Annotated in this window: 19 protein-coding genes; 12 read left to right on the forward strand and 7 right to left on the reverse strand. The window is 56.1% G+C overall.

Features of this window, described 5'->3' with window-relative positions; translation table 11 throughout:
* Window position 1 precedes the first annotated feature (1 nt).
* The 5 genes from EGT74_RS15295 (at window position 2) to EGT74_RS15315 (ending at window position 4,680) form a co-directional block, all read left to right on the forward strand.
* Window positions 2-556 carry a WcaF family extracellular polysaccharide biosynthesis acetyltransferase gene (locus tag EGT74_RS15295; RefSeq protein WP_123847454.1) on the forward strand — a complete coding sequence of 185 codons (555 nt, stop codon included), beginning with the start codon at window positions 2-4 and terminating at the stop codon, window positions 554-556.
* Entirely contained in the window at window positions 549-1,808 is a 1,260-nt protein-coding gene (locus EGT74_RS15300) for a WcaI family glycosyltransferase (protein WP_123847455.1), read from the forward strand. The genes EGT74_RS15295 and EGT74_RS15300 overlap by 8 nt, the downstream gene beginning before the upstream one ends.
* On the forward strand, window positions 1,789-3,174 hold the full coding sequence (locus EGT74_RS15305) for an undecaprenyl-phosphate glucose phosphotransferase (protein WP_123847456.1): 1,386 nt from the start codon (window positions 1,789-1,791) through the stop codon (window positions 3,172-3,174). Before EGT74_RS15300 ends, EGT74_RS15305 begins: the two co-directional genes overlap by 20 nt.
* Window positions 3,164-3,874 carry a tyrosine-protein phosphatase gene (locus EGT74_RS15310; RefSeq protein WP_123847457.1) on the forward strand — a complete coding sequence of 237 codons (711 nt, stop codon included), beginning with the start codon at window positions 3,164-3,166 and terminating at the stop codon, window positions 3,872-3,874. Before EGT74_RS15305 ends, EGT74_RS15310 begins: the two co-directional genes overlap by 11 nt.
* A gap of 86 nt (window positions 3,875-3,960) precedes the next feature.
* Entirely contained in the window at window positions 3,961-4,680 is a 720-nt protein-coding gene (locus EGT74_RS15315; protein WP_123847458.1) for an ATP-binding protein, read from the forward strand.
* 151 nt (window positions 4,681-4,831) lie between these two features.
* On the opposite strand, the gene EGT74_RS15320 is transcribed toward EGT74_RS15315, so the two are convergent.
* The gene (locus EGT74_RS15320; protein WP_123847459.1) at window positions 4,832-5,365 is read right to left on the reverse strand and encodes an HAD domain-containing protein; all 534 of its coding nucleotides are present in this window, start codon (window positions 5,363-5,365) and stop codon (window positions 4,832-4,834) included.
* 109 nt (window positions 5,366-5,474) lie between these two features.
* Between EGT74_RS15320 and EGT74_RS15325 the strand changes: the two genes are divergently transcribed.
* Window positions 5,475-6,359, forward strand: coding sequence for an MBL fold metallo-hydrolase (locus EGT74_RS15325; protein ID WP_123847460.1), 885 nt, complete (start codon window positions 5,475-5,477; stop codon window positions 6,357-6,359).
* A 144-nt stretch (window positions 6,360-6,503) separates the two neighbouring features.
* Here the strand turns inward: EGT74_RS15325 and EGT74_RS15330 are convergent, their stop codons facing one another.
* Complete coding sequence (locus EGT74_RS15330; RefSeq protein WP_123847461.1) at window positions 6,504-8,612, reverse strand: type IA DNA topoisomerase; 2,109 nt, start codon at window positions 8,610-8,612, stop codon at window positions 6,504-6,506.
* Between the two features lie 224 nt (window positions 8,613-8,836).
* On the opposite strand from EGT74_RS15330, the gene EGT74_RS15335 reads away from it, so the two are divergent.
* Window positions 8,837-9,460, forward strand: coding sequence for a murein L,D-transpeptidase catalytic domain-containing protein (locus EGT74_RS15335; RefSeq protein ID WP_158618172.1), 624 nt, complete (start codon window positions 8,837-8,839; stop codon window positions 9,458-9,460).
* On the opposite strand, the gene EGT74_RS15340 is transcribed toward EGT74_RS15335, so the two are convergent.
* A complete protein-coding gene (locus tag EGT74_RS15340) occupies window positions 9,451-10,470 on the reverse strand; it encodes a LacI family DNA-binding transcriptional regulator (RefSeq protein ID WP_123847463.1) in 1,020 nt (339 codons plus the stop codon). The genes EGT74_RS15335 and EGT74_RS15340 overlap by 10 nt on opposite strands.
* A gap of 486 nt (window positions 10,471-10,956) precedes the next feature.
* Here EGT74_RS15340 and EGT74_RS15345 point away from each other — a divergent pair, with 486 nt between their 5' ends.
* From EGT74_RS15345 to EGT74_RS15355, 3 genes are all read left to right on the forward strand, one after another.
* Window positions 10,957-14,076, forward strand: a complete 3,120-nt coding sequence (locus EGT74_RS15345; protein ID WP_220392886.1) for a SusC/RagA family TonB-linked outer membrane protein — start codon at window positions 10,957-10,959, stop codon at window positions 14,074-14,076.
* A gap of 20 nt (window positions 14,077-14,096) precedes the next feature.
* The gene (locus EGT74_RS15350; protein ID WP_123847464.1) at window positions 14,097-15,902 is read left to right on the forward strand and encodes a RagB/SusD family nutrient uptake outer membrane protein; all 1,806 of its coding nucleotides are present in this window, start codon (window positions 14,097-14,099) and stop codon (window positions 15,900-15,902) included.
* Between the two features lie 116 nt (window positions 15,903-16,018).
* The gene (locus EGT74_RS15355) at window positions 16,019-17,383 is read left to right on the forward strand and encodes a Gfo/Idh/MocA family oxidoreductase (RefSeq protein ID WP_123847465.1); all 1,365 of its coding nucleotides are present in this window, start codon (window positions 16,019-16,021) and stop codon (window positions 17,381-17,383) included.
* Between the two features lie 197 nt (window positions 17,384-17,580).
* Here EGT74_RS15355 and gloA2 read toward each other — a convergent pair whose 3' ends face one another.
* Together gloA2 and EGT74_RS15365 are read right to left on the reverse strand one after the other, a co-directional pair.
* Window positions 17,581-17,970 carry an SMU1112c/YaeR family gloxylase I-like metalloprotein gene (gloA2, locus tag EGT74_RS15360; RefSeq protein ID WP_123847466.1) on the reverse strand — a complete coding sequence of 130 codons (390 nt, stop codon included), beginning with the start codon at window positions 17,968-17,970 and terminating at the stop codon, window positions 17,581-17,583.
* Window positions 17,971-18,068: 98 nt separating this feature from the next.
* Window positions 18,069-20,009, reverse strand: a complete 1,941-nt coding sequence (locus EGT74_RS15365; RefSeq protein WP_123847467.1) for a lectin-like domain-containing protein — start codon at window positions 20,007-20,009, stop codon at window positions 18,069-18,071.
* Between EGT74_RS15365 and EGT74_RS15370 the strand changes: the two genes are divergently transcribed.
* Together EGT74_RS15370 and EGT74_RS15375 are read left to right on the forward strand one after the other, a co-directional pair.
* Window positions 20,008-20,250 carry a hypothetical protein gene (locus EGT74_RS15370; protein ID WP_123847468.1) on the forward strand — a complete coding sequence of 81 codons (243 nt, stop codon included), beginning with the start codon at window positions 20,008-20,010 and terminating at the stop codon, window positions 20,248-20,250. The two genes, EGT74_RS15365 and EGT74_RS15370, sit on opposite strands and share 2 nt — an antisense overlap.
* 5 nt (window positions 20,251-20,255) lie before the next feature.
* The gene (locus tag EGT74_RS15375) at window positions 20,256-21,404 is read left to right on the forward strand and encodes a putative sensor domain DACNV-containing protein (RefSeq protein ID WP_123847469.1); all 1,149 of its coding nucleotides are present in this window, start codon (window positions 20,256-20,258) and stop codon (window positions 21,402-21,404) included.
* 156 nt (window positions 21,405-21,560) lie between these two features.
* Here EGT74_RS15375 and EGT74_RS15380 read toward each other — a convergent pair whose 3' ends face one another.
* Window positions 21,561-22,112 carry a hypothetical protein gene (locus EGT74_RS15380; protein ID WP_123847470.1) on the reverse strand — a complete coding sequence of 184 codons (552 nt, stop codon included), beginning with the start codon at window positions 22,110-22,112 and terminating at the stop codon, window positions 21,561-21,563.
* Complete coding sequence (locus EGT74_RS15385; RefSeq protein WP_123847471.1) at window positions 22,100-22,567, reverse strand: RNA polymerase sigma factor; 468 nt, start codon at window positions 22,565-22,567, stop codon at window positions 22,100-22,102. Before EGT74_RS15385 ends, EGT74_RS15380 begins: the two co-directional genes overlap by 13 nt.
* Window positions 22,568-22,602: the final 35 nt, after the last annotated feature.

A 22,602-nucleotide genomic window follows, 5' to 3' on the forward strand; every position in this document is an offset into this window, starting at 1 on the left:
TATGCGTACCGATCTATCTGCATTCAACACCGGCAATTATTCGCCCGGCCCGCGCTGGAAGGTGCTGGCCTGGTATTTTGTGAACTATTACATTTTCAACAGCGCCCTGCCCTGGCCGTACGGCTTCAAGCGCGGGCTGCTACGGCTCTTCGGCGCGAAGGTCGGCAAAGGGCTGGTCATCAAAACCAAGGTACGGATCAAGAATCCCTGGCGGCTGGAGATCGGGGAGCATTGCTGGATTGGTGAGTCCGTCTGGATCGACAACCTCGAGGACGTGACCATCGGCAACCACGTATGCATCTCGCAGGGCGCGCTGCTGCTCACCGGCAACCACGACTACACCCGCCGCGACTTCCCGTACCGCCTGGGCAGGATCACGCTCGACGACGGCGTGTGGATCGGCGCGCAGTCGGTCGTTTGCCCCGGTGTGCACTGCGGCACCCACGCCATCCTGACCGTCAGCTCCGTGGCTTCGCGCAACCTGGAGCCCTGGCAGATATACGCCGGCAACCCGGCGGCTGTTGTTAGAACTAGAACCATTCATGCCCATGCATAATAAAAGAGTCTTACTGATTGGCGGTAACTACGCCCCGGAGCAAACCGGTATCGGCAAATACAACGGTGAAATGATGCAATGGCTGGTCAATAACGGGTACGACTGCACGGTGATCACCTCCTACCCTTATTACCCGCAATGGCAGGTGCAGGAGCCGTACCGCAAAGGCAGCAAATGGTACACCACCGAAAAAGCCTTCGGCGGCAGGCTCACCATCTTCCGCTGCCCGCAATACGTGCCCGCCGAGCCTTCCGGTAAAAAGCGGATCCTGCTCGACGCCTCTTTCTGGCTGTCGGCGTTCTTCAAGCTGGTGCAGCTGCTGCCCGGCAAAAAGTACGACATCGTCATCTCCGTGGTGCCCGCCTTCCACCTCGGCCTGCTGGCCGTGCTGTACAAAAAACTGCGGGGCGCCCGCTTCCTCTACCACATCCAGGATTTGCAGATAGAGGCCGCCCGCGACCTGCAGATGATCAAATCAGGCCGCGTGATCAACATGCTGCTGGGCCTCGAAAAATACATCCTGAAAAGGGCCGACGTGGTGAGCAGTATTTCAGACGGCATGATGAAAAGGATACAGGAAAAAACCGGCAAAGACGTGCTGTTTTTCCCCAACTGGGTAGACACCGGCCTGTTCCATCCCCTCGACGGCAGGGCCGCGCTGAAACAGGAATACGGCTTCGCCCCCACGGATACTATCTTCCTGTATTCCGGCGCCATCGGGGAAAAACAGGGGCTCGAAGCCATCCTGTATGCGGCGCAGGCCAATACCGGCGTGCAGTTCCTGATCTGCGGCTCCGGGCCGTATAAAACGAACCTGCAGGCGAAGGCGGAAGAACTGCAATTGGCCAACGTGTATTTCATGCCCCTGCAGCCTTTCGAAACATTCAACCGTTTTCTCAATATGGCCGATGTGCACCTGGTGATACAGAAGGCCGGCGCCAGCGACCTGGTGATGCCCTCGAAGCTCACCACCATCCTGGCCGTGGGCGGCCTGGCCCTCATCACGGCCAACCCTGGTTCCGGCCTGTACGAGCTCGTGCACCGGCACCAGATGGGTATCCTCGTGGATGCCGAAAACCAGCAGGCCCTCAACGAAGGCGTCCGCCGGGCCGCAGAAGGCAACGTAGAAGCGCTGGTGCGCAACGCCAGGGCCTACGCCGCCAGCAACCTGGCCATCGGCGGCGTGATGGCCAGGTTCGAAGAAACCGTTGTTCAATCCAATTTAACACACTATGCTGAACCGATATCTTAAGATCTGCCTCATCCAGATCATTGTGGCGGATTTCGTTTTCCTGAACGCCATCTTCTTTATAGCCGGCTTCCAGGTAAGGCAGTACGACCTCCAGGAGCATACCGGCGCAGACGCTTTCCTGCTCGTATCGAACATCGCGTGGGCCGTTTCCCTGTATACCACCGGCATCTTTGCCGTGAGCCAGGGGCTTTCCTATGAAAGGATGGCCCGAAAAACCGTGCAGGCCATCGTGCTGTACCTGCTCGTCCTGCTCGGCTTCCTGTTCCTCTACGGCCATTTGTATTCCCGTTTTTTTGTGATGATGTACTGCGCCCTGTTCATTATCGCGGTCATCCTCAGCAGGCTCGTATTTTCCTGGATCACCAATTCCCTGCTCAAAAGCAAGAACATCGAGCGGAAGATGGTGATACTGGGATATAACGACATGTCGAAAAAACTGGCGGACAACCTGCTGGCCGAAAAAAGCAACCTGAAGTTCGAAGGGTACTTCGAAGAATACCATAAAGTACAGGAGCTGTCGTATTACCCGGTAATCGGCAACCTCCGCGACTGTGTGCCGTACGCCAAGTCCAACAACATCCGGGAGATCTATTCCACCCTGTCGCCCGAGCAGCATCCGTACCTGTACACGCTCGCGTATGAGGCGGAGCAGCATTTCATTCACTTCCGGTTTGTGCCGGACTTCAAGATGTTCGTGAACCGGCAGATCTACGTGGATTATCATAACGACATCCCCATCATTTCCCTGCGTTCCGAACCGCTCGACGACATCGCCAACCGCATCCGCAAAAGGCTGTTCGACCTGCTGTTCAGCTCGCTGGTGACGGTATTCCTCCTGAGCTGGCTCATTCCGCTGCTCGCGCTGCTGATCAAACTCGAATCCCGCGGGCCCGTGTTTTTCGTACAGCACCGCACCGGCCGCGACAATAAAACGTTCCGCTGCCTGAAGCTGCGCAGCATGTATGTGAACAGGGACGCGAACGAAAAGCAGGCCACGCGGAACGACAAACGGTTCACCCGCATCGGGCGCATCCTCCGTAAAACGAACCTCGACGAGATCCCCCAGTTCCTCAACGTGCTGGCGGGCGACATGTCCGTGATCGGCCCGCGCCCCCACATGCTGAAACATACCGAGGAATACTCCCGCATCATTCAGCAGTATATGATCCGCCACTACCTGAAACCGGGTATCAGCGGATGGGCGCAGGTAAACGGCTACCGCGGCGAGATCACCGAAGAAAGCCACCTGCGCAAAAGAGTGGAATACGACATCTGGTACATGGAGCACTGGTCGGTTTACCTCGACCTTCGTATCATATTTTTAACGGTGGCTAACACCATAAGAGGAGAAAAAAATGCGTTCTGACAATTTTGAGATCTACCGGCAGGATATGCATTCGCACCTGCTCCCCGGGCTCGACGACGGGGTGAAGACCACCGAAGACGCCCTCTCGTTCATCCGGCAGCTGGGCGCGCTGGGTTATACCAAACTGATCACCACGCCGCACATCATGTCCGGCTTATACAATAACGGCCCGGACACGATTCTGCCCGCGCTCGACCGGCTGCGGGCCGCCGCCCTGGAGGCCGGCATCACCACGGAACTGGACGCGGCGGCCGAATACCTGATGGACGATTATTTCGAATCGCTCCTCAACGGGCGGGAGCAGCTGCTCACCATCAACGGGCAGTACATCCTGGTGGAGTTTTCGTTTGTGGCGCTGCCGTTCAACTACCGCACCATTTTCTTCAACCTGAAAATGGCCGGCTACGAGCCGATACTCGCCCACCCGGAGCGGTACATGTACCTGCACCACGACCTCGACTTTTACCACGAGCTGCATGAGGCGGGCGTGCAGCTGCAGGTGAACATTCTGTCGCTTTACGGCTATTACGGCAGCCGGGTGCAGAAGATGGCCCTGCAGCTGCTGGATGCCGGGCTGGTGGCCTTTACCGGCACCGACCTGCACCACCAGCGCCATATGGACGTGCTCGGCGGCAAGCCGCTCGATGCCGGGCTCCGTGCAAAACTTGCCGGCGGCGTTATAAAAAATGAACTGTTATAATTAAAAAATTGTAATTTTAAAAAACACGTTAACACCGGCATAGCCGTGTCCTATTTAAAACTGAATACATAAACAAGGGTTGCATAATGATTTCTTCTTCAACGGGAGCAAGTAAATTTCCTGAAAACAAGGGGTTAATTGAAGATGTTTTCCATGAAATCAGGTCCATTCTCTCCGGGATTTTATCCAGTGTTGAGCTGATCGAACTATATGGTTCGGGGCAGGCCAGCACGGAAAAAAACGGTGAAAAGATCAACCGGCAGGCCGGTGCGATCAAGTCGCAGGTGATTGAACTGGAATTTCTTTTACAGAATGTGCGCATCATACAGCACATCCTGAATAACTCCCTCACTTCGAAAAGGGCGCCGACGAAAATTGCGCTGCTGCTGAAAAACGTGGTGGACGACGACCGGTATGCCCCGCTTTTTGCGGACTGGGTGAGCTATAACGTGAAAGATAACCGCGAGGTGGCGTATGTGGATGAGTTCCTGGTCAAACAGCTGCTGCTGAACATGCTGTTCCGCATGCAGCGCAACAGCGTGGCGCAGGACCGGCCGCAGCTCTCCATCACCTTTGAAAAAGATCTCGTGGAGCTCAAAGGCATTTATACCGCCAATGCCAACGACCACTCCCTTTCCTCTTCCATTAAAACGTTCCATTCAGACAGCCTCCAGGCCTACCTCGACCAGCGCATCTGCAGCCTCATCGCCTACGTGGCCGAGCTGCACGACGGGCGTTTCGACATCACCGCCCTTCCCGACGGCAAAATCGAAATGCTGGTGACCATTCCGTACGATGTGAATTGACGGTTCCGCTGAACATCTTTGCTTCCCATGCCGCGGTATGGGATGACGGGCTCCGAGTGCGGCGCCCTGTTCGGATTAATGAGCCCGGAAGCCCCGTACTGCTTCAGCACCGGCCAACTACATGGATGTCGGGCATATCAACCAAGCCCCATCAAAACTCATTTAATATTGTAAGCGCCTTTTCTGCGGCTTCATCGTTCAGCCCGATTGCTGGAGAAGTCTTTACCCAACGCCGCTTTACAGCAGCCGGCAACGCATCCAGCGAAGTATCGTCATCGATGATGACGTACCTGTTCTCTCCATACATGGCTAACCAGCCAACGACGTCACAAAACCTCGAATGCTCCCGTTTTTTTGATCCGGAGTCGATGCATGTCACCGTGCCCGGTTGAGGTATGAAGCTCTTACGGGCGATTACCTTTGGATATACATCGTCAATTGTTTGCACGTTGACGGCAAACTGAAAGCGTCTCCTGAATACCTCCCTCCACTCATCATTTTTATATCTGCCCCGGTGGGTAGTCGTTAAGATGACACTGGCCCCGGTTTCCATGAGAATCCTGCCCAGATTTTTCTGTGCCAGCCGATTAAACATATAAAAGCCGTCCGGATGCAATTCAACCGGCTTCCAGCCGGAGGCCGGCACCATCACCCCATCGATATCCAACAAGACATACTTCTGCATTAAATAAAATATTAATGCAAAGATAAATAGATTCCACAGTTCTTAACCGCGCCCTGCCGCCTTCAATTAATTTTGCCTCATCGCGGAAATCCGGTTACTTTGCGTATCCATGTCATTATTCATCGCATCACTTAATTCCGGCAGCAACGGAAACTGTTATTACGTAGGCAACGCCACCGAGGCGGTGCTGATCGACGCCGGCATTTCGTGCCGCGAAACGGAGCGCCGCATGCAGCGGATCGGTCTCGATATGGGGAAAGTGAAAGCCCTGTTCGTATCGCACGAGCACATCGACCACATCCGGGGCGTGCCGCAGCTGGCCAAAAAATACCAGCTGCCCGTGTATATCACCAACACCACCCTCCGGCACAGCGGTATGGCGCTGACGGGCCTTCCGTTCAGGGCGCTGGAACCGGTGACGGTCGGCAACCTGGAGGTAGTGCCCTTCACCAAATACCACGATGCGGCCGACCCGCATAGTTTTCTCATCAGTTGTAACGGCGTGCGCATTGGGGTGTTTACGGACATCGGCGCACCCTGCGATCAGCTGGTGCACCATTTCGGGAAATGCCACGCCGCTTTCCTGGAAGCCAATTACGACCCGCATATGCTCGATACCGGCCGGTACCCCATCTACCTGAAAAACCGCATCCGCGGCGGGCACGGCCATCTTTCCAATATCCAGGCGCTGGAACTGTTCAACACCTGCCGGCCGGAGACGCTGCAGTTGCTGCTGCTGGCCCACCTTTCGCGCGACAACAACTCGCCCGAACTGGTGCACGAGCTCTTCACCCGCCACGCGAACGGCGTGGAAATCGTAGTGGCATCGCGGTATGAGGAAACGAAAGTGTATGAAGTGAAAGCGGGTGTGGTTCCTTCCTCCGTTAATATGACGCTGCGCAAGGAAGTACTCTCTGTACTGGCGCCGGCGCGGAAAGTAAAAAAACGGCACGTGCCAGGCAGTATTCAGGGGATGTTGGGATTTCCGGAGTAGGTTCTTTCGGACAGGCTGTATAACAACAAATCAGTTGGTGTTTTCTTGCTTCGGTATTAGTATGCCTCCCGTGCAGATAAGCACAATTCCATTGCTCTTTGTATTCCCATCACAGATGATACGGTTCATTTATACGCCCGGCCGCTACTGTTCCACGATGAGATTAAACCCGCCATCGAGCGCCAGCTTCCCTTCCACCTCACCTTCCCCGGCTTTCAGGCCTTTGATCTTGCCGGTTTTACCCTTGGTCACCAGGTCGGTCACCTGTTTTTCACTCAGCTTTTTACCGAACACCTCAAACGGGACCTTGAACCCGCATACCGAGAAATTGGCGCAGCCATAGGCCGTGTTCCCTTTTTTGAGCAGCCGGGTCTTGCACTTGGGGCATTGCAGTTCCTCCACGGTTTTCTTCGGCGCTTTTTCCTTTTCTTCCTTTGCCGGGGCGGCGGGCTTCTCCGCCGCAATGGAAATGGTTCTGCCGGCATTGTTTTTCACCTCGTGGGTGAGCTCCACCACCATCTGCACCAGTTCCTGCTTGAACGTTTCCATCTGGTACTCCCCTTTTTCGATGAGGCGCAGCTTGCGTTCCCAGTTACCCGTCAGTTCGGGGCTTTTCAGCAGCTCGTTGTGGATGGTGTCGATCAGGTCGATGCCGGTTTGGGTGGCGAAAATGTTCTTCTTTTTCTTTTCTATATATTTTCTGCGGAACAGCGTTTCGATGATGTTGGCGCGGGTAGACGGGCGGCCGATGCCGTTGTCTTTCAACAGTTCGCGCATCTCTTCGTCCTCCACCTGCTTGCCGGCGGTTTCCATCGCGCGCAGTAAAGTGGCTTCGGTGAAGGGTTTGGGCGGCGTCGTTTTGCCCTTGTGGACGCGCGGCTCGTGCGGGCCGCTTTCGCCCACCTCGAACACGGGCAGGATCTTCTCCTTCTCTTCTTCCTCCTCGCCTTCTTTCTGCGCCGGGGCGTCGTTGGCGTACACTTCCTTCCAGCCCGGCTCCAGTATCTGTTTACCCGTGGCTTTGAATTCCACCTGGCCTACCTTGCCCAGTACCGTGGTGTTGGCGATTTTACATTCGGGATAAAAGGCCGCAATAAAACGGCGGGCCACCAGGTCGTACACCCGCTTCTCGTCGAGCGGCAGGTTTTCCGGGTACATACCGGTGGGAATGATGGCGTGGTGATCCGTCACCTTTTTATCGTCGAACACGGTTTTGAGCTTGGGAATGGGCTGCTGCAGCAGCGGGGCGATGAGCGCCTTGTAGGGCGTCATGTCCTGCAAAATGCCGGCTATTTTCGGATGCAGGTCTTCGGACAGGTACGTGGTGTCTACCCTGGGGTAGGTCACCAGTTTTTTTTCGTACAGGTTCTGGATATGTTTCAGCGTTTCGTCGGCCGAGAACGCGTATTTTTTATTTGCTTCCACCTGGAGGGCCGTCAGGTCGAACAGGCGCGGGTTACCTTCCTTTCCTTCCTTGCGCTCGAAGCTGGTGATCTCGAAGGGATGTTCCTTCAGGTACGCCAGCCCTTTGTTGGCGCGGTCGATCTGTTTGATGCGGTCGATGGTGGCCGTGAACTCCGTTTTCCGGTAGATGGTTTTCAGCTCCCAGTATTCTTCCGACACGAAGGCGTTGATCTCTTTCTGGCGGGCCACGATCATGGCGAGCGTGGGCGTTTGCACCCTGCCGATGGACAGCACGGCCTTGCCGTCGCCGAACTTCTTGGTGAACAGGCGGGTGGCGTTCATGCCCAGCAGCCAGTCGCCGATGGCGCGGGCGCTGCCGGCGGCATAAAGGTTATCGTACTGCGCCGCATCTTTCAGTTTATTGAATCCTTCCCGTATAGCCTCTTCCGTTAGCGAGGAAATCCAGAGCCGTTTCACCGGGGCCGGGCATTTTGCTTTCAGCAGCACCCAGCGCTGGATCAGTTCCCCCTCCTGCCCGGCGTCACCGCAGTTGATCACTTCTTCGCACTGGTGCACCAGGGTTTCGATCACTTTAAACTGTTTCTGCACACCCGAATTTTCGATCAGCTTGATGCCGAAATGGTTCGGGATGATGGGCAGGTCGCCCAGGCTCCAGGTTTTCCAGCCGGCCACATAATCGTGCGGCTCCTTGAGGGTGCAGAAATGCCCGAAGGTCCAGGTCACCTGGTACCCGTTCCCTTCATAATACCCGTCTTTCCGTTGCTTCGCACCCAGAATTTCGGCTATATCCCTTGCCACGCTTGGCTTTTCAGCAATGCATACTTTCATGTCCGATTGATCGCAAGGGCAAATGTAACAAAAAGCGGGGCGGTAAAAAATTGCGGGCGCACCGCCGCCAGAACATGATCGGGGGAGTAACATCGAGCAGGCCGGTGGCCGGACGCGTAATGAAACGGCTTTTCAATGCGGCGGGTGCGCGGGTATGGGACCACCGAAGCCGCCGGCCCGCAAAAGTTGTTTATGGAAAAAAGAAATATTCACATCTTTACAGCATGCACATCAGAACCGCCATCCTGATATCCATCGTATGCCTCGCCTGCAACGACAAAAAACCCGGCGCCCGCAAGGAGCCCCGCAGCGGCCCGCCCGCCGTTACCGCGCCGCCGCCCCTCAACGAAACGCGGCTGCGCAAAAAAGCGGTGGAACTGAAAAGGTTCGCCGCCACCGGCCGCTACAACACACGTTACGCATGTTTCATCGACTTCAGTGTATTTTCCGGCAGGCGCCGCTTTGTGCTGTACGACCTGCAGCGCGACAGCATCATTTCCCGCTCGCTGGTGGCGCATGGCCAGGGGCCGGATTTCCGTACCGAAGCAGTCGCGTTCTCCAATGAGCCCGGCAGCCGCTGCTCGTCGCCCGGCAAATACGCCATCGGCGCCAAATACAGCGGGCGCTTCGGCACCGCTTACAAACTGCACGGGCTCGATGCCAGCAATAACCAGGCGTATAAAAGATTCGTGGTGTTGCACGGGCACGACTGTGTGCCCTCTGTGGAAGTCAGCCACGGCATCTGCCGCAGCGACGGTTGCCCCACGCTCAACCCGGCCTATTTCTCCACCATACAGCCTTACCTCGACAGGAGCGCCAGGCCCATGCTGCTGTGGATTTACAGGTGATCGTGCACTACCAGGCGGCAGGGTAATTGCCTGCTGTGGTATTGTGTGGGCTCTTCCTCGTCCTTTTCCGACATCCGCTCAAACAAAATGCGCGCCGCTTCCTCCCCGATCTCGAACGAACTTTCTTCGATCGAGGCCAGCGGTTTATGATCGAGGTAATGCAGGATGGGCAGGTTGCCGAAACCGGTAAACCCGATCTTTTCCAGCAGTTCCGGCCGCTGCGTTTTCAGGTAATGCAGCGCTTCCAGCGTAATATAATTCTTGAAAGTAAAAATGCCCGTAGGTGGTTCAGCCAACTGCAGCAGCTCTTCCATCGCCCGGTAGGTGCCTTCGGGCGTAAGGTCCACCGCCTTCACCAGCTCTTCCCGGAACGGGATGCCGTTGGCCTCCAGCGCCGCTTTGTACCCTTCATAACGCGCGTGGCTGGTGCGCATGCCTTCCGGCCCCATCAGGTGCGCAATATGCCGGTGGCCTTTTTTGATGAGGAAATCCGTGGCGGCGAAACCGCCTTCATGGTTATCCGACGTCACAAAATCGAACATCCCCCCTTTCGGCTCGCGACCGATGCATACCACGGGAATGCCCATCTGCAGCAGCTTGCGGAACGGCTGCATGTCTACCGTGTTTTTGGTGACCGATACGATCACCCCGTCTACCCGGTGGCGCACCATCACATCCACGATCTTCTGCTCCGTGGCCACGTCTTCGTGCGACTGCGAAAGGATCACATGATATCCCCGCTGCTCCGCCACCGCCTCCACGCCGTTGATCGCGAAGGCATAATATTGATCCAGGATGTCAGGGATGATGAGCCCCAGCGTGAACGTCCTGCTCAGCTTGAAATGCCGCGCCGCCTCATTGGGCACGTAGTTCAGCTCCTGCGCCAGCGCCTTCACCCGCTCGCTCGTCAATGCACTGATCGACGGATCGTTGTTCAAGGCCTTCGACACCGTAGAAACCGACATATGCAGTTTCTTCGCTATATCCTTGATCGTTACCCCCTTTTTCATGGCTTCATATTACAAAAACTATTTCAAACGTTGTAAATGGATTTTAGTTATTTAAATCGATTGCAATTCATATATTGCTCCCGATAAATTTCACGTCATTTTTTAACCGTAACCATTCTTTAAAAAAACCGGCGCCGTGAACCCGGGCAACAGTGAAATATAGACAGCGCAAGTGTTTCACCATTTCTAAATCGAAAAAAATCACCGCATGACCACGTTCATCCGGAGAGCATGAATGATATGCTTTCCGCTGTTTAACACAATCCATACGTAGCAATCTATTCTCAAACCGTAAAACTGTTCTGCAAATGACGACTATTTCCGGTTGCGGGCATCCTGTGCCCGGCCCGGGCTGACACACGCTCATATCAATGCTGTATTTCAAAATGATGAATCGTAAAAACTGATCCGCCAACGGCTTTTTTTCCGGTAATGACCGGGCTATGCGCTTAAATTCCATTTATCAATCGTAAAACTGATCTCACAATGACTACTCTTATCAGGAACAGGCTGCTGTTGATGTATACGGCCTGTTTTACGCTGATCTTCATGCTCCTGGCGGGTTCCGCGGCACAGGCGCAGAACCGCAAAGTCAGCGGCACCGTCGTTGACCTGGGCGGCAAACCCGTACCCGGCGTAACGGTGGTGATCGAAGGCACCAACAAAGGCACCGCCACCGGCGCGGACGGAACGTTTACGCTCAACGATGTAGCGCCCGGGGCCACGTTATCTTTTTCTTTTATCGGTTACCAGACGCAGAAAGTCAAAGCCGGTTCGGGGCCGATGACCATCACCATCAGGGAGAACGCCACCGAGCTCGATCAACTGGTGGTAGTGGGTTACGGTACGCGGAAAAAAAGCGATGTGACCGGCGCCGTTTCGCAGGTGCAGGTGAGCAAACTTGAAAATGAAAATCCGGCCAGCGTGCAGGATGCGCTGCGCGGCAATATTTCCGGCCTCAGCGTGAGCACCAGCAATTCCGCCAAAGGCGGCGGCGACCTGGTGGTGCGCGGCCGTTCGTCCATTCACGCCAATCCTTCCCCGCTGATCGTGCTCGACGGGGTGATCTATCCCGGCGCGCTGAGCGACATTAACCCCAACGACATTCAGACCATCGACGTATTGAAAGACGCGAGCTCCGCCGCCGTATACGGCGCCAAATCGGCGAAAGGCGTGGTGCTCATCACCACTAAAAAAGGCAGCAAAAGCAAACCCACCATCACCCTGAACGCCAACACCGGCATTTCCACCCTCGCGATGGACCAGCCGCTGTACGACGGGCCCGGTTTCGTGCGCTGGCGCACCGATGTGATGAAAAGCATCAACGCCAGTGCGCAGCCTTACCGCTTCGACGACCCGCGCACGCTGCCGTCCAACATCACCATCGACCAGTGGAAGGCGTACGACAACTCACAGGGCGACCCGATCGACATCTGGATGACGCGCCTGAAAATATTCCCCGTGGAAGTGCGGAATTACAAAGCGGGCAAACAAACCGACTGGTACAGCCAGATGTGGCAGAGCGGCCTGCGGCAGGACTATACCGTGAGCATCTCCGGCCGGAAGGAAGACATCTCCTACTACATCAGCGCCGGCTATGTCAACAACGAAGGATTTATAGTAGGCGATAAATTCAAGACATTCCGGACCCGCATCAACGTGGAGGCCAAGGCCGCCAAATGGGCCGTGGTAGGCGTCAACATGCAGTTTGCGGACAGGGATGAAAGCCAGGTGCCGGTGGACTGGGGCCAGATGGTGAACGCCTCGCCCTGGGGAGAAAAATACAAAGACGACGGCGTGACGCTGCGCGACAGCCCGAACGACGACGTGGGCAACAACACCAACCCTTTTCTCAACAACGCCTACACCAACCGCCTCCAGAAATACAATACCCTCTTCGGCTCACTGTACCTGAAAGGCGACCTGCCGGCGGGTTTCTCTTACCAGGTGAACTTTACGCCCAACTTCGAGTTCGAGCGTTATTTCAACGCCAACTCCGCGAAAGACTTCCGGTATGCGGCCCGCAAGGGGTATGCCGTGAGAAGGGAGATGAACACCTACAACTGGCAGATCGATAACCTGCTGCGCTGGAACAAAACCTTCGGCGATCACGACTTCGATGTAACACTGCTGATGAATGCGGAGAAGTTCCAGTCGTGGCGCAACCAGATGGAAAACGAAGGTTTCGACCCGAACGATAACCTGAGCTGGCACAACATCGGCTCCGGCATCAAACCCGTGATCTCCAGCTTCGACTCCATCAGCACCGGCGACGCGCTGATGGCCCGTTTGAACTATGGTTTCCGGCAGAAATACCTGCTCACCGCCTCCATCCGCCGCGACGGCTACTCCGCGTTCGGGCAGCGCAACCCGCGCGCCAGCTTTCCGGCCATCGGCCTCGGCTGGGTGTTTACCAAAGAAAGTTTCGTGAACCTGCCCTGGCTCAACTTCGGTAAGCTGCGCGCTTCTTACGGCGTGAACGGCAACCGCGACATCGGCCGATACCTGGCCCTCTCCGACCTCAGCACGGGCAAGTACCAGTACGTAATGCCCAACGGCACCGTGGTGCTGGTATCGCAACTGTACGTAAACAGGATGGCCAACCCCAACCTCAAATGGGAAAAAGCCAATTCCTACAACCTCGGCCTCGACTTCTCGGCGCTGCGCGACCGTTTGAGCGGCTCCATCGAGGTGTATAACAAAATCACCAAAGACCTCCTGATCCTCCGCACCATCCCCGATGTGACCGGTTTCACGAACGTGATGGACAACCTCGGCGAGATACAGAACAAGGGCGTCGAGATCACCCTCAACAGCGTGAACGTGGAAACCAAAAGCGGCTTCCAGTGGCGCACCGGCTTCAACTTCACCCTCAACCGCAACAAGATCAACCACCTGTACGGCCCTGTAGACATCAAGGATGCCGACGGCAAGGTGATCGGCCGCGAGGAGCGCGACGATGTGGCTAACCGCCTCTTTATCGGGCACGATATGGATGAGATCTGGGACATGAAGATCCTCGGCATCTGGCAGCAGAGCGAAGCCGCCGAAGCCGCCAAATTCGGCGTGAAGCCGGGCGACTTCAAACTCCAGGATACCGATGGCGACGGCAAGTTTTCGGATAAAGACAAGATATTCCAGGGCTACCGTTCTCCCCGCTTCCGCTGGACGCTGCGCAACGACTTCTCGTACCGCAACTTCGAGCTCTCGTTCATGCTCTACTCCGCCTGGGGACAGAAAGAGATTTACAACGTCGCCAAAAACAACTCCGGTTTCATCGACCGTCAGAACTCTTACATCACGCCTTACTGGACGCCCGAGAACCCGATCAACGACCATGCCCGGCTGTTTTCCAACAACGGCAGCATTGCCTTCAACGTGTACCGCAAAGCTTCGTTCGTGCGCCTGAGCACCGTGGCGCTGGCTTACACCGTGCCGCGGAAACTGCTCGAACGCTTCGGCATCGAGTCGTTCAAACTGTACGGCAACGTGAGCAATGTGGCCATGTACCAGCCCGACTGGCATTTCTGGGACGCCGAGTACGCCTACACGGCCAATAACCCGCCGGCGCGGAATTATTCCCTGGGCTTAAATGTTACGTTCTAATCGTCAAAACTGATGCTGTTATGAAATTGATATTCAAATCTGCCCTGCTGGCAGTGACCATATGCGGAGCATCCGCCTGTAACAAGGACTGGCTGAAGCCCGAACCTTTATCTTTCTACGTACCCGATCTGACCTACACCGATCCCGCTTCCATGCGCGCCGCCCTTGTGGCATGCGCCCGCAACGCGCGGCTGGAGTACTACGGCGACAATCCGCCGATCCTCACCGAGATGCTTTTTTCCGAGGTGATCGTAGACGGCGTGACCGATAAATCAGGCCCGCCGCAGGATCTGAACCTGCTCATCACGCCCGACGGCGCGAACGAAAACAGCGCCGACCGCGCCCGTATCTATTATTACTGGAGCGAGGGCTACAAGGGCATCAAATACGCCAACACGGTGATACAGCGTATCGACGACGCAACGTACGCATCCCCTGCGGAACGCAATGCCATCCTCGGGTCCGCTTATTTCCACCGCGCGCTGCGCTACTACCGGCTCACGCACCAGTTCGGCGACGTACCGGCCATCATGAAAGAAATAAACGAACCGCAACTGGAATTCTACAGCACCAAACGCGACGTGATACTGGAATACATCAAAAAGGATCTCGATTCCGCCAAAAACTGGGTGTCCGACAACGTAAGCCGGGGCGAAGTGACCAAAGGCGCCGTGCTGCACCTGCTCACCAAGGTGAACCTGGCGCTGGGCAAATTCGACGAAGCCATCGCTTCCTCTACCGCACTGATCAACAGCGGCCCTTACGCCCTGATGAAACAGCCGTTCGGCGCCACCAAAAAGAACGTGATCTGGGATTTGCACCGGCCCGAGAACAAATCGCTCGGTGAAAATAAAGAAGGTGTGTTCATGATCATCGACCGGTTCGGCGACGGCGGTTATGAAACCGGGATGCGCATCATGCGCCAGGCCGTGCCGTACTGGGGCTCCAACATCAACACCCCTTCCGGTGTAAAAGGCACCAACGATAACGTGAACCCCGAGTTCGTGCAATCGAACCTCTACGGCCGCGGCATCGGGCGGTGCAGGCCCAGCAATTACAGCCAGTACGAAATCTGGACCGACCCCAACGACCTCCGGCATGCCAAAGGCAACTGGATGACCATGGAAGAGCTGCTGTACAATGAGCCGAACCTGAAAAAGAACAACGACCCTTATTATCTCAAGCCGCTCCAGCTGAAAAACAACAGCGGCGGCCTGTTGTGCACCGATACCATCCGCTGCTGGTACGGCTGGCCGCACTACAAGATCTTCGTGCCGGACACCGAAAACTCGCCCATGCAGGGCGGCCACACCGACTGGTATATGTTCCGCCTCGCCGAAACATACCTGCTCCGGGCCGAGGCGTATTACTGGAAAGGCGAGATGGGTCTTGCCGCGGCAGACGTCAACCAGGTGCGGCAGCGCGCACAATGCGCGCCCATCACCGCTGGCGATGTAAATATCGGCACCATTCTCGACGAGCGCGCACGGGAACTGTTTTTCGAAGAACCGCGTAAAACCGAGCTGACCCGCATCGCCTACATTTTCGCCCGCACCGGCAAACCGGCGTACAACGGCAAAGTGTACACGCTCGAGAACTTTTCGGACAACAACTTCTTTTACGACCGCGTGAAAGAAAAAAACAACTTCTACCGTGAAGGCATTGTGACCAATCACGGCGACAAATACACGATGAGCCCCTTCCACGTACTGTGGCCGGTGCCCACCAGATCGATACAGGCCAATTCGTACGGCGTCATCAACCAGAACAAAGGATATGTCGGTTATGAAGCCAACAGGCCCCCGCTGGATAAAATACCTGAATGATTGATACATGAGCGCTAACGTCACCGCCCCCAGTCTTTTCCAGACAACGGGGGCGGTCTTTTTTTCAGGTGAAACATTGATTTTTGATTTGTATTTTAGGGAACCAATTCCATGTCATGACACAGTTCAACATCAACCGCCGCCACTTTCTGAAAGGCGCCACCGCTTCCCTTGTTTTATCTGCTTTGGGCGCCGATGCGCTCGCGCTTGTCCATCCCGCCAAACCTTACCGTGTAGGGCTGATCGGCGCCGGCTGGTACGGCAAAAGCGACCTGTTCCGGCTCATACAGGTAGCGCCGGTGGAGGTGATCGCCCTCTGCGACGTGGACAAAAACATGCTGACGGAAGCCGGCAACATGGTGAGCCAGCGCCAGCCCTCCCGCAAAATACCGAAGCTCTACGGCGACTATCGCAAGATGCTGGCGGAAAACCAGCTCGACATTGTGCTGATCGGCAGCCCCGACCACTGGCATGCCCTCCAGGCCATCGAAGCCATGAAAGCGGGCGCGCACGTATATGTGCAGAAACCGATCAGTGTGGATGTGCTGGAAGGGGAAGCCATGGTAGCGGCAGCGCGTAAATACAAGCGGGTGGTGCAGGTAGGCACGCAGCGCAAAAGCACGCCCCACCTCATCGACGCGAAAAAGAACATCGTGGATGCGGGCCTGCTGGGCAAGGTATCGCACGTGGAAATGTGCTGCTATTATCACATGCGCGCCAACGGCAACCCGCCGGTACAGGCCGTGCCGGACTTCCTGGATTATGAAATGTGGACAGGGCCCGCTCCCCTGCGGCCTTACGACGGATTGCCGCACACCCGCTGGTGGCGCACGTTTTCCGAATACGGCAACGGCATCATGGGCGACATGTGCATCCACATGCTCGACACCGTGCGCTGGATGCTGCAGCTGGGCTGGCCTAAGCGCATCAGCTCCACCGGCGGCATTTATGTGCAGAAAGAAGGCAAATCCAATATAGCGGACACGCAAACCGCCATCTTCGAATACGACGGGCTCAACTGCGTGTGGCAGCACCGCACCTGGGGCACGCCCGTTGACCCGGATTATCCCTGGGCCTTCAAGATCTTCGGCGACAAAGGCACCCTCATGGCCAGCACCATGCGCTACGATTTTGTTCCGCAGGGCCAGGGAGAAAAGATCCATAAGGATGTGGTGTACGAAAAAGAAAAGTACCCCGAAGATGTGAACGAGCCCCGCATAGAGCTCAACGCCGCACCCGCCACGCGCCTGCATATGCTCGACTTCCTTGCGGCGATCGGCGCCAATGCCAGGCCTGTAGCAGATATTGAAGAAGGGCACATTTCAACCGCCAGCTGTATCATCGCCAACCTGTCGATGCAAACGGGCCGTCCGCTGGTCTACGATCCGGCACAGCGGATCATCGTGGGCGACCAGGAAGCGACTGCCTTGCTGAAGCGGCCCTACCGCCAGCCGTGGAAACATCCTTCGCTGACGCTTTGAGGAATTTCCAACGCAGCCTGAAGGGACGGCACCTGTTACCAGTAAACCCACCCGTTTTACGCTACCCTTCCCGTGGTTCAGGCATGTAATTGGCCTGGCAATGCCCGTTGCTGACATGAAGTTCCCGTTCACCTTTGATACAACGCCGGTGGTTGAAGCGCATGAATGACCGATCGGTTGCAGGCGTGTATTCCAGCTCACCTTTCGTACAACTCCAGCGGCAGCCCGTCCGGGTCGCTGAAGAACGTGAATTTCCTGCCGGTAAACTCGTCGATGCGCACCGGTTCGGTGATGACATCCTTTTGCCGGAGCGCTGCCGCGGCCGCTTCCACATCGTCCACCTCGAATGCAAGATGGCGCAGGCCACAGGCTTCCGGGCGGCTGGGGCGCGGCGGCGGATGGGGAAAGGAGAACAGTTCTATGATGTAATTATCCTGCAATGCCAGGTCGAGCTTGTAGGAATCCCGTTCCTGCCGGTATACTTCCCTGACGATCTTAAATCCCAGCACTTCCGTGTAGAACCGTTTCGAGGTTTCGTAGTGGCTGCAGATGATGGCGATATGATGCACTTTTTTGAGCGTAAGCATGTTCAAATGTAGCGGTAAAAAGTCAATGCCAGCAGGGTGTACCATTGAAGAAAATGGTGAATAAGGTCCTGAAATTCCCCGCAGATGTACGGACGGCGTTAACGTATAAGCGTTACCGTTCCCTTCCGGGAAAAGCGCCGGCCTTTGTAATCCACGCCCTGCACCATCCACACATAGGTGCCCGCATCCGCCGGCCGGCCTTTGAGCGTGCCATCCCAATACTGTTCCAGCGAACGGGCGCTGAATATTTCCTGACCCCAGCGATCCCATATCCTGAAAAATTCCAGTTGCGGCACGCCCGGCGCGTTCACCCTGAAGCGGTCGTTCACGCCGTCGTTATTGGGAGTAAAGGCGTTGGGCACATAAAACTCCGGGCCCTCGTACACTTTAACGGCCAGGTCGTCTTCATCGCGGCAGCCTTCCGGTGAAGTCACCACCAGGTGGTACTGCTGGTCTTTCTGCAGGATGGCCTGCGGATTGGGAATGTGCAGGTCGCTGAGGCCGGTGGAAGGCGTCCATGTGTAATACAGGTCTTCCCCGGTGGCGGTGGCGTTCAGCTGTAACGGCTGATTGCGCGCGATCACCGTATCGCGGCCGGCAAACAATTGCAGGTCTACCACAGCGGCCGTAACCGGGACTGCTGTGGCCACGCAGCCATCGCTGCTTACTGCATGGAGTTTCGCGGTGTGTTTGCCGCCGGCGGTATAAGTATATGACACGTTCTGATTGCGCAGGGTATCATTGGCCTCGAACGTCCAATACCACTGCCCCATGTTGACTGTCGGCGTTTCGTTCGTTCCTTTGAATTCAACTGGCTCGCCGATGCACACGTTTTTCGCCGTGGCGCTGATCACCGGCGTGGTAAAGACGTTCACGGGTTTGCTCACCTTATCGCCGCAACCTTCCTTGCTCACCACTTCCAGTTCTACCTGGTAGGTACCGGGCGTTGTATACGGCGCTATGGGCTGCTGGCCGCTGCCGGTTTGCCCGTTGCCCCAGTTCCATTTCCAGGTTTCGAGTGTGCCCACCGCCAGTTTGGAGCCGTCTTTCATTTGCAGCGGCTCGCCCAGGCACAGTTTGTCCGGGCTGAAATCGGCCTCCGGGTAGGAACCGATGGTGACGCTGCTTTTGAGGGTATCGGAAATACAGCCGCTGTTATCTTCTATCACCAGTTTTACATCGTATATCCCCGGCGCGGCATACAGGTGCGGCGGCGGCTGGATGCCGGTAAAAATGGTGCCGTCGCCCAGGTCCCAGCGGCGGCGGGTGATGGTGCCGAATGAACTGGAATTGTCGAGGAACTTCACCGGCGTGCCGTCGCACAGCACTTGCCCGCCGTCGAACGCATAGTCGGGCCGCAATGCCGCACAGAACTGCTGCACGTTGGACGAGCCGCCGGTAGAACCGGCAAACCCCCAGTATACCAACGGGTCGCCGCCGAAGATGTCGTTCACCAGATCTTTTGTGACGGACAACCGTAACTCCCCGTCCACGCTTACTTCCAGTGTTTGGGTGACCGCGTCCCATTTGACGCGGAAGAGGTGCCAGGTGCAGTCTTCGATATTCTCGCTGCTGGCGGTAACCGTAACGGGCCCGGCGAGGTTTTCAGGTTTGCTGTGATCGGAAATGCCGTTCATCTGAATGGCAAGATGGTCATAGGGCGGATCACTCTCGCTGCTGTTCTGGTAGGTATCGATCAGGATGCCCAGCGATGGCGATATACCGGCAAAGCCCAGCCCCTGCCCCGTTGCACCCAGATTGGTGCCTTTGGTTTGCAGGATGAACCCGATGCCGTCTGCCCCCGATCCGTCTTTACAACCGAGGTTGACGTCGAATACATAATTAAAGGATTGGGTGAGGTCGATCTTGTTTTTGTTCCAGACGGTGCCGCTGGCGTTCTGCACGTCCTGGGTGAGCACATAACAGTTACACGTCCGCTGAGTGGCAGCGCCATTCAGAATGTATGGCTGCTGCACCTGGGCGGTCGCGGTTCCGGAAAGGAGCAGGATGCAGATGAACGCGCATAAAACTTTTTTCATGATCCGTCGTGCAGGGCGTACGGACAAGATAAAACATCTTTCCCTGAATTCGGGTTATGATTTTAAAAAGTATAAATTCGCGATGGAAGGCTTTCCTGCCGTTTTTTTGCAGGCTGTCGCAAATAATACTCAAATGAGTATTTCATCTGCAGCCCTTACATACAAATGGTACTTGAATGAATATCCTGTATATCATGGGAAGCACCTCCATTACGATTTAAAAAATATACCAGCGAAATAAAATTTATGGAGTGGACGAACGCATCTACCTATCAGGCAGCACAGAAAGTATCGGGCGACATCGAGGCGCATTTCCTGCGGCATCTCGAATCCGCCCGTGAACAGGGAGAAGAAGAACTGGCGACGGCCCCGGGAAAGCTGCACATCGAATTGATGATCGATGTGGCTTTCTGGGCGAGCCTGCGGCGTGAAGAAGGATTGCCCACGCGTATCTCCATGGCTTTTTTACATCCGTCGCAGGCGGGGAAACCGCTGCTGTTCGAATACCGCATCCCGCTGTCGCCCAAAGCGCTTACCAAACTGGCGCCCGGTGTGGAGCGGGCGGGCGTGCACGTGGGTATCTGGTACGATGAGGAAGGATTGTACATCTGGGGCACCACCATCAAACTGCCCAATTTCTGTTTTGTGCTGGACGTATCCGAACCGGGGCTGCTGGTAGTCAAACACCGCCGTGCGGCGGGGTTGGGAAAATTCACCAATGTGGCGGTGCTGCGGGGCGACCAGGTGAAGGTGGTGGACGAAACCATCGGTGTGAACATGGACTGCCCCGGCATCCTGACATCGCTGCTGGGCATCAATGCCTCTCCTTTATGGAATCATCCCGTGAATGTGCTGATACAGATCGCCGTGTCGATGCGCGCGCACCGGCGGGGCGGCATCCTGCTGGTAGTGCCGGCGGGCGGCGACGGATGGAAGGAATCCATCATCCACCCGATGCAGTACCTCGTTTCTCCGGTGTTTTCGGGAGTGGCCGATCTCATCCGCAAAGACAGCAATATCGTCAGCGAAATATACTGGCAGAACGCCCTTCGCCGCGAAGTCGACAACATCACCGGCCTCACCGCGGTAGACGGCGCCACCATCATCAACAACCAGCACGAACTGCTGGCTTTCGGCGCCAAAATCACCCGCTCGTTCAACTCCACCGCCGTGGAAGAAGTATTGCTGACGGAACCGGTGATCGGCGGCAGCCCTGCCCTGCTCCACCCTTCCCGCATCGGCGGCACCCGGCATTTGTCTGCCGCCCAGTTCGTACACGACCAGAAAGACGCGCTGGCGCTGGTAGCTTCACAGGACGGGTATTTCACCGTGTTCTCCTGGTCCAAGCCCCGGCAGCTGATCATTGCGCACCGGATCGATATCCTGCTGATTTAGGGATGGGCCGCTGCTATCAGCCAAACGTGTTGATGGCCGCGGTACCTGCCGACGGCAGCTAAAAAGCATTACGGCGCCCTTGCGGGCGCCGCAGCAATATCGAATGCAAATACTCGTCCCTGTTCGCACTATTGAGCCGCCGCCGGGTCGCATCTGTCAATCTCCTCCCAGTTCTCCGGCAACCCTGCCCAGCCGCCGGATGCGCCGCAGCCACATATTGGTCTTCACGCCCAACTGAATGACCAGGATCAATATCGCACCCAGCAAGATCACCTGCTTTTCCATCGTGAAATCACTAACGCCGATACCCATGCTGAAGTACAGCAGAATAAAGACAGTGCTGACGCTCCGGAACAGGACGGACATCCAGGCATAGGTTTTTAATTCCTTCAGGCGGACGTTCAGCGCTTCCCGAAGGTTACCCGTACGGATAGCCCGACGGCTATTGAAATACCCGAATATGCTGTGCCCGATGACGAACAGCACGCCCACCACCAGCAATACATTGAACAGCACCGGCTTTCTGTCGCCATCGAATATGCTGTAATACATCAGCAGGAAAGCCGTAAAAAGCGACACCTCGATCACTACCTGCCTGCGCAATTGTCTGAGCACCGGGTGCCGGCCTTCGAGCAGCATTCCCTTCAGCTCTTCCTGCTTTTTGGGAGTAGCCGACATCGCCTGCCAGGCTGATTTTAATGGATCCATAATTTGGCAATTTTTTGTTTGATACGATTGAGTTTGACACCTACGTTGTTTTCGCTGATGCCGGTGATCTCCGCGATTTCACGGTAACTGAGGTCTTCGAGATACAGGGCAATGAGCGCCTTTTCCCCGTCGTTCAGCCGTTTCAGCGCCAGCATCAGCACCTCGGGCCCCAGGTTGTCCGGCGGGCCCGCGCTTTGTTCCGGCAGTACCTCCGGGTACACAATGCGGGGCTGTTTTTTGCGGTAGGCCGCAATGGCCGTGGTGAGCGCCACCCGGTACATCCAGGTGGTGAACGCCGCCTGCCCGGAAAAACCCGGCAGCGACTTCCACAGCTGGTAAACGATTTCCTGAAACAGGTCTTCCCGGTCTTCCTTCGAATCGCGGTACAGGCGGCATATCTTGTAGATGATACCCTGGTGCCGGTCGATCAGCTGTAAAAATTCCGATTCATGCATACGGAAACGTTAGTTGCACGAAATGTAAAAAACTT

The organism is Chitinophaga lutea (assembly GCF_003813775.1).
Taxonomy (GTDB): Bacteria; Bacteroidota; Bacteroidia; order Chitinophagales; family Chitinophagaceae; genus Chitinophaga; species Chitinophaga lutea.

Excerpts from the sequence above, each read along its gene's own strand:
- EGT74_RS15385 (WP_123847471.1), bottom strand. The coding sequence starts at position 22,567 with ATGCATGAATCGGAATTTTTACAGCTGATCGACCGGCACCAGGGTATC.
- EGT74_RS15380 (WP_123847470.1), bottom strand. The coding sequence starts at position 22,112 with ATGGATCCATTAAAATCAGCCTGGCAGGCGATGTCGGCTACTCCCAAA.
- EGT74_RS15365 (WP_123847467.1), bottom strand. The coding sequence starts at position 20,009 with ATGAAAAAAGTTTTATGCGCGTTCATCTGCATCCTGCTCCTTTCCGGA.
- EGT74_RS15335 (WP_158618172.1), top strand. The coding sequence starts at position 8,837 with ATGCACATCAGAACCGCCATCCTGATATCCATCGTATGCCTCGCCTGC.
- EGT74_RS15345 (WP_220392886.1), top strand. The coding sequence starts at position 10,957 with ATGACTACTCTTATCAGGAACAGGCTGCTGTTGATGTATACGGCCTGT.
- EGT74_RS15315 (WP_123847458.1), top strand. The coding sequence starts at position 3,961 with ATGATTTCTTCTTCAACGGGAGCAAGTAAATTTCCTGAAAACAAGGGG.
- EGT74_RS15350 (WP_123847464.1), top strand. The coding sequence starts at position 14,097 with ATGAAATTGATATTCAAATCTGCCCTGCTGGCAGTGACCATATGCGGA.
- EGT74_RS15320 (WP_123847459.1), bottom strand. The coding sequence starts at position 5,365 with ATGCAGAAGTATGTCTTGTTGGATATCGATGGGGTGATGGTGCCGGCC.
- gloA2 (WP_123847466.1), bottom strand. The coding sequence starts at position 17,970 with ATGCTTACGCTCAAAAAAGTGCATCATATCGCCATCATCTGCAGCCAC.
- EGT74_RS15305 (WP_123847456.1), top strand. The coding sequence starts at position 1,789 with ATGCTGAACCGATATCTTAAGATCTGCCTCATCCAGATCATTGTGGCG.
- EGT74_RS15295 (WP_123847454.1), top strand. The coding sequence starts at position 2 with ATGCGTACCGATCTATCTGCATTCAACACCGGCAATTATTCGCCCGGC.
- EGT74_RS15340 (WP_123847463.1), bottom strand. The coding sequence starts at position 10,470 with ATGAAAAAGGGGGTAACGATCAAGGATATAGCGAAGAAACTGCATATG.
- EGT74_RS15375 (WP_123847469.1), top strand. The coding sequence starts at position 20,256 with ATGGAGTGGACGAACGCATCTACCTATCAGGCAGCACAGAAAGTATCG.
- EGT74_RS15330 (WP_123847461.1), bottom strand. The coding sequence starts at position 8,612 with ATGAAAGTATGCATTGCTGAAAAGCCAAGCGTGGCAAGGGATATAGCC.
- EGT74_RS15300 (WP_123847455.1), top strand. The coding sequence starts at position 549 with ATGCATAATAAAAGAGTCTTACTGATTGGCGGTAACTACGCCCCGGAG.
- EGT74_RS15310 (WP_123847457.1), top strand. The coding sequence starts at position 3,164 with ATGCGTTCTGACAATTTTGAGATCTACCGGCAGGATATGCATTCGCAC.
- EGT74_RS15370 (WP_123847468.1), top strand. The coding sequence starts at position 20,008 with ATGATCCGTCGTGCAGGGCGTACGGACAAGATAAAACATCTTTCCCTG.
- EGT74_RS15355 (WP_123847465.1), top strand. The coding sequence starts at position 16,019 with ATGACACAGTTCAACATCAACCGCCGCCACTTTCTGAAAGGCGCCACC.
- EGT74_RS15325 (WP_123847460.1), top strand. The coding sequence starts at position 5,475 with ATGTCATTATTCATCGCATCACTTAATTCCGGCAGCAACGGAAACTGT.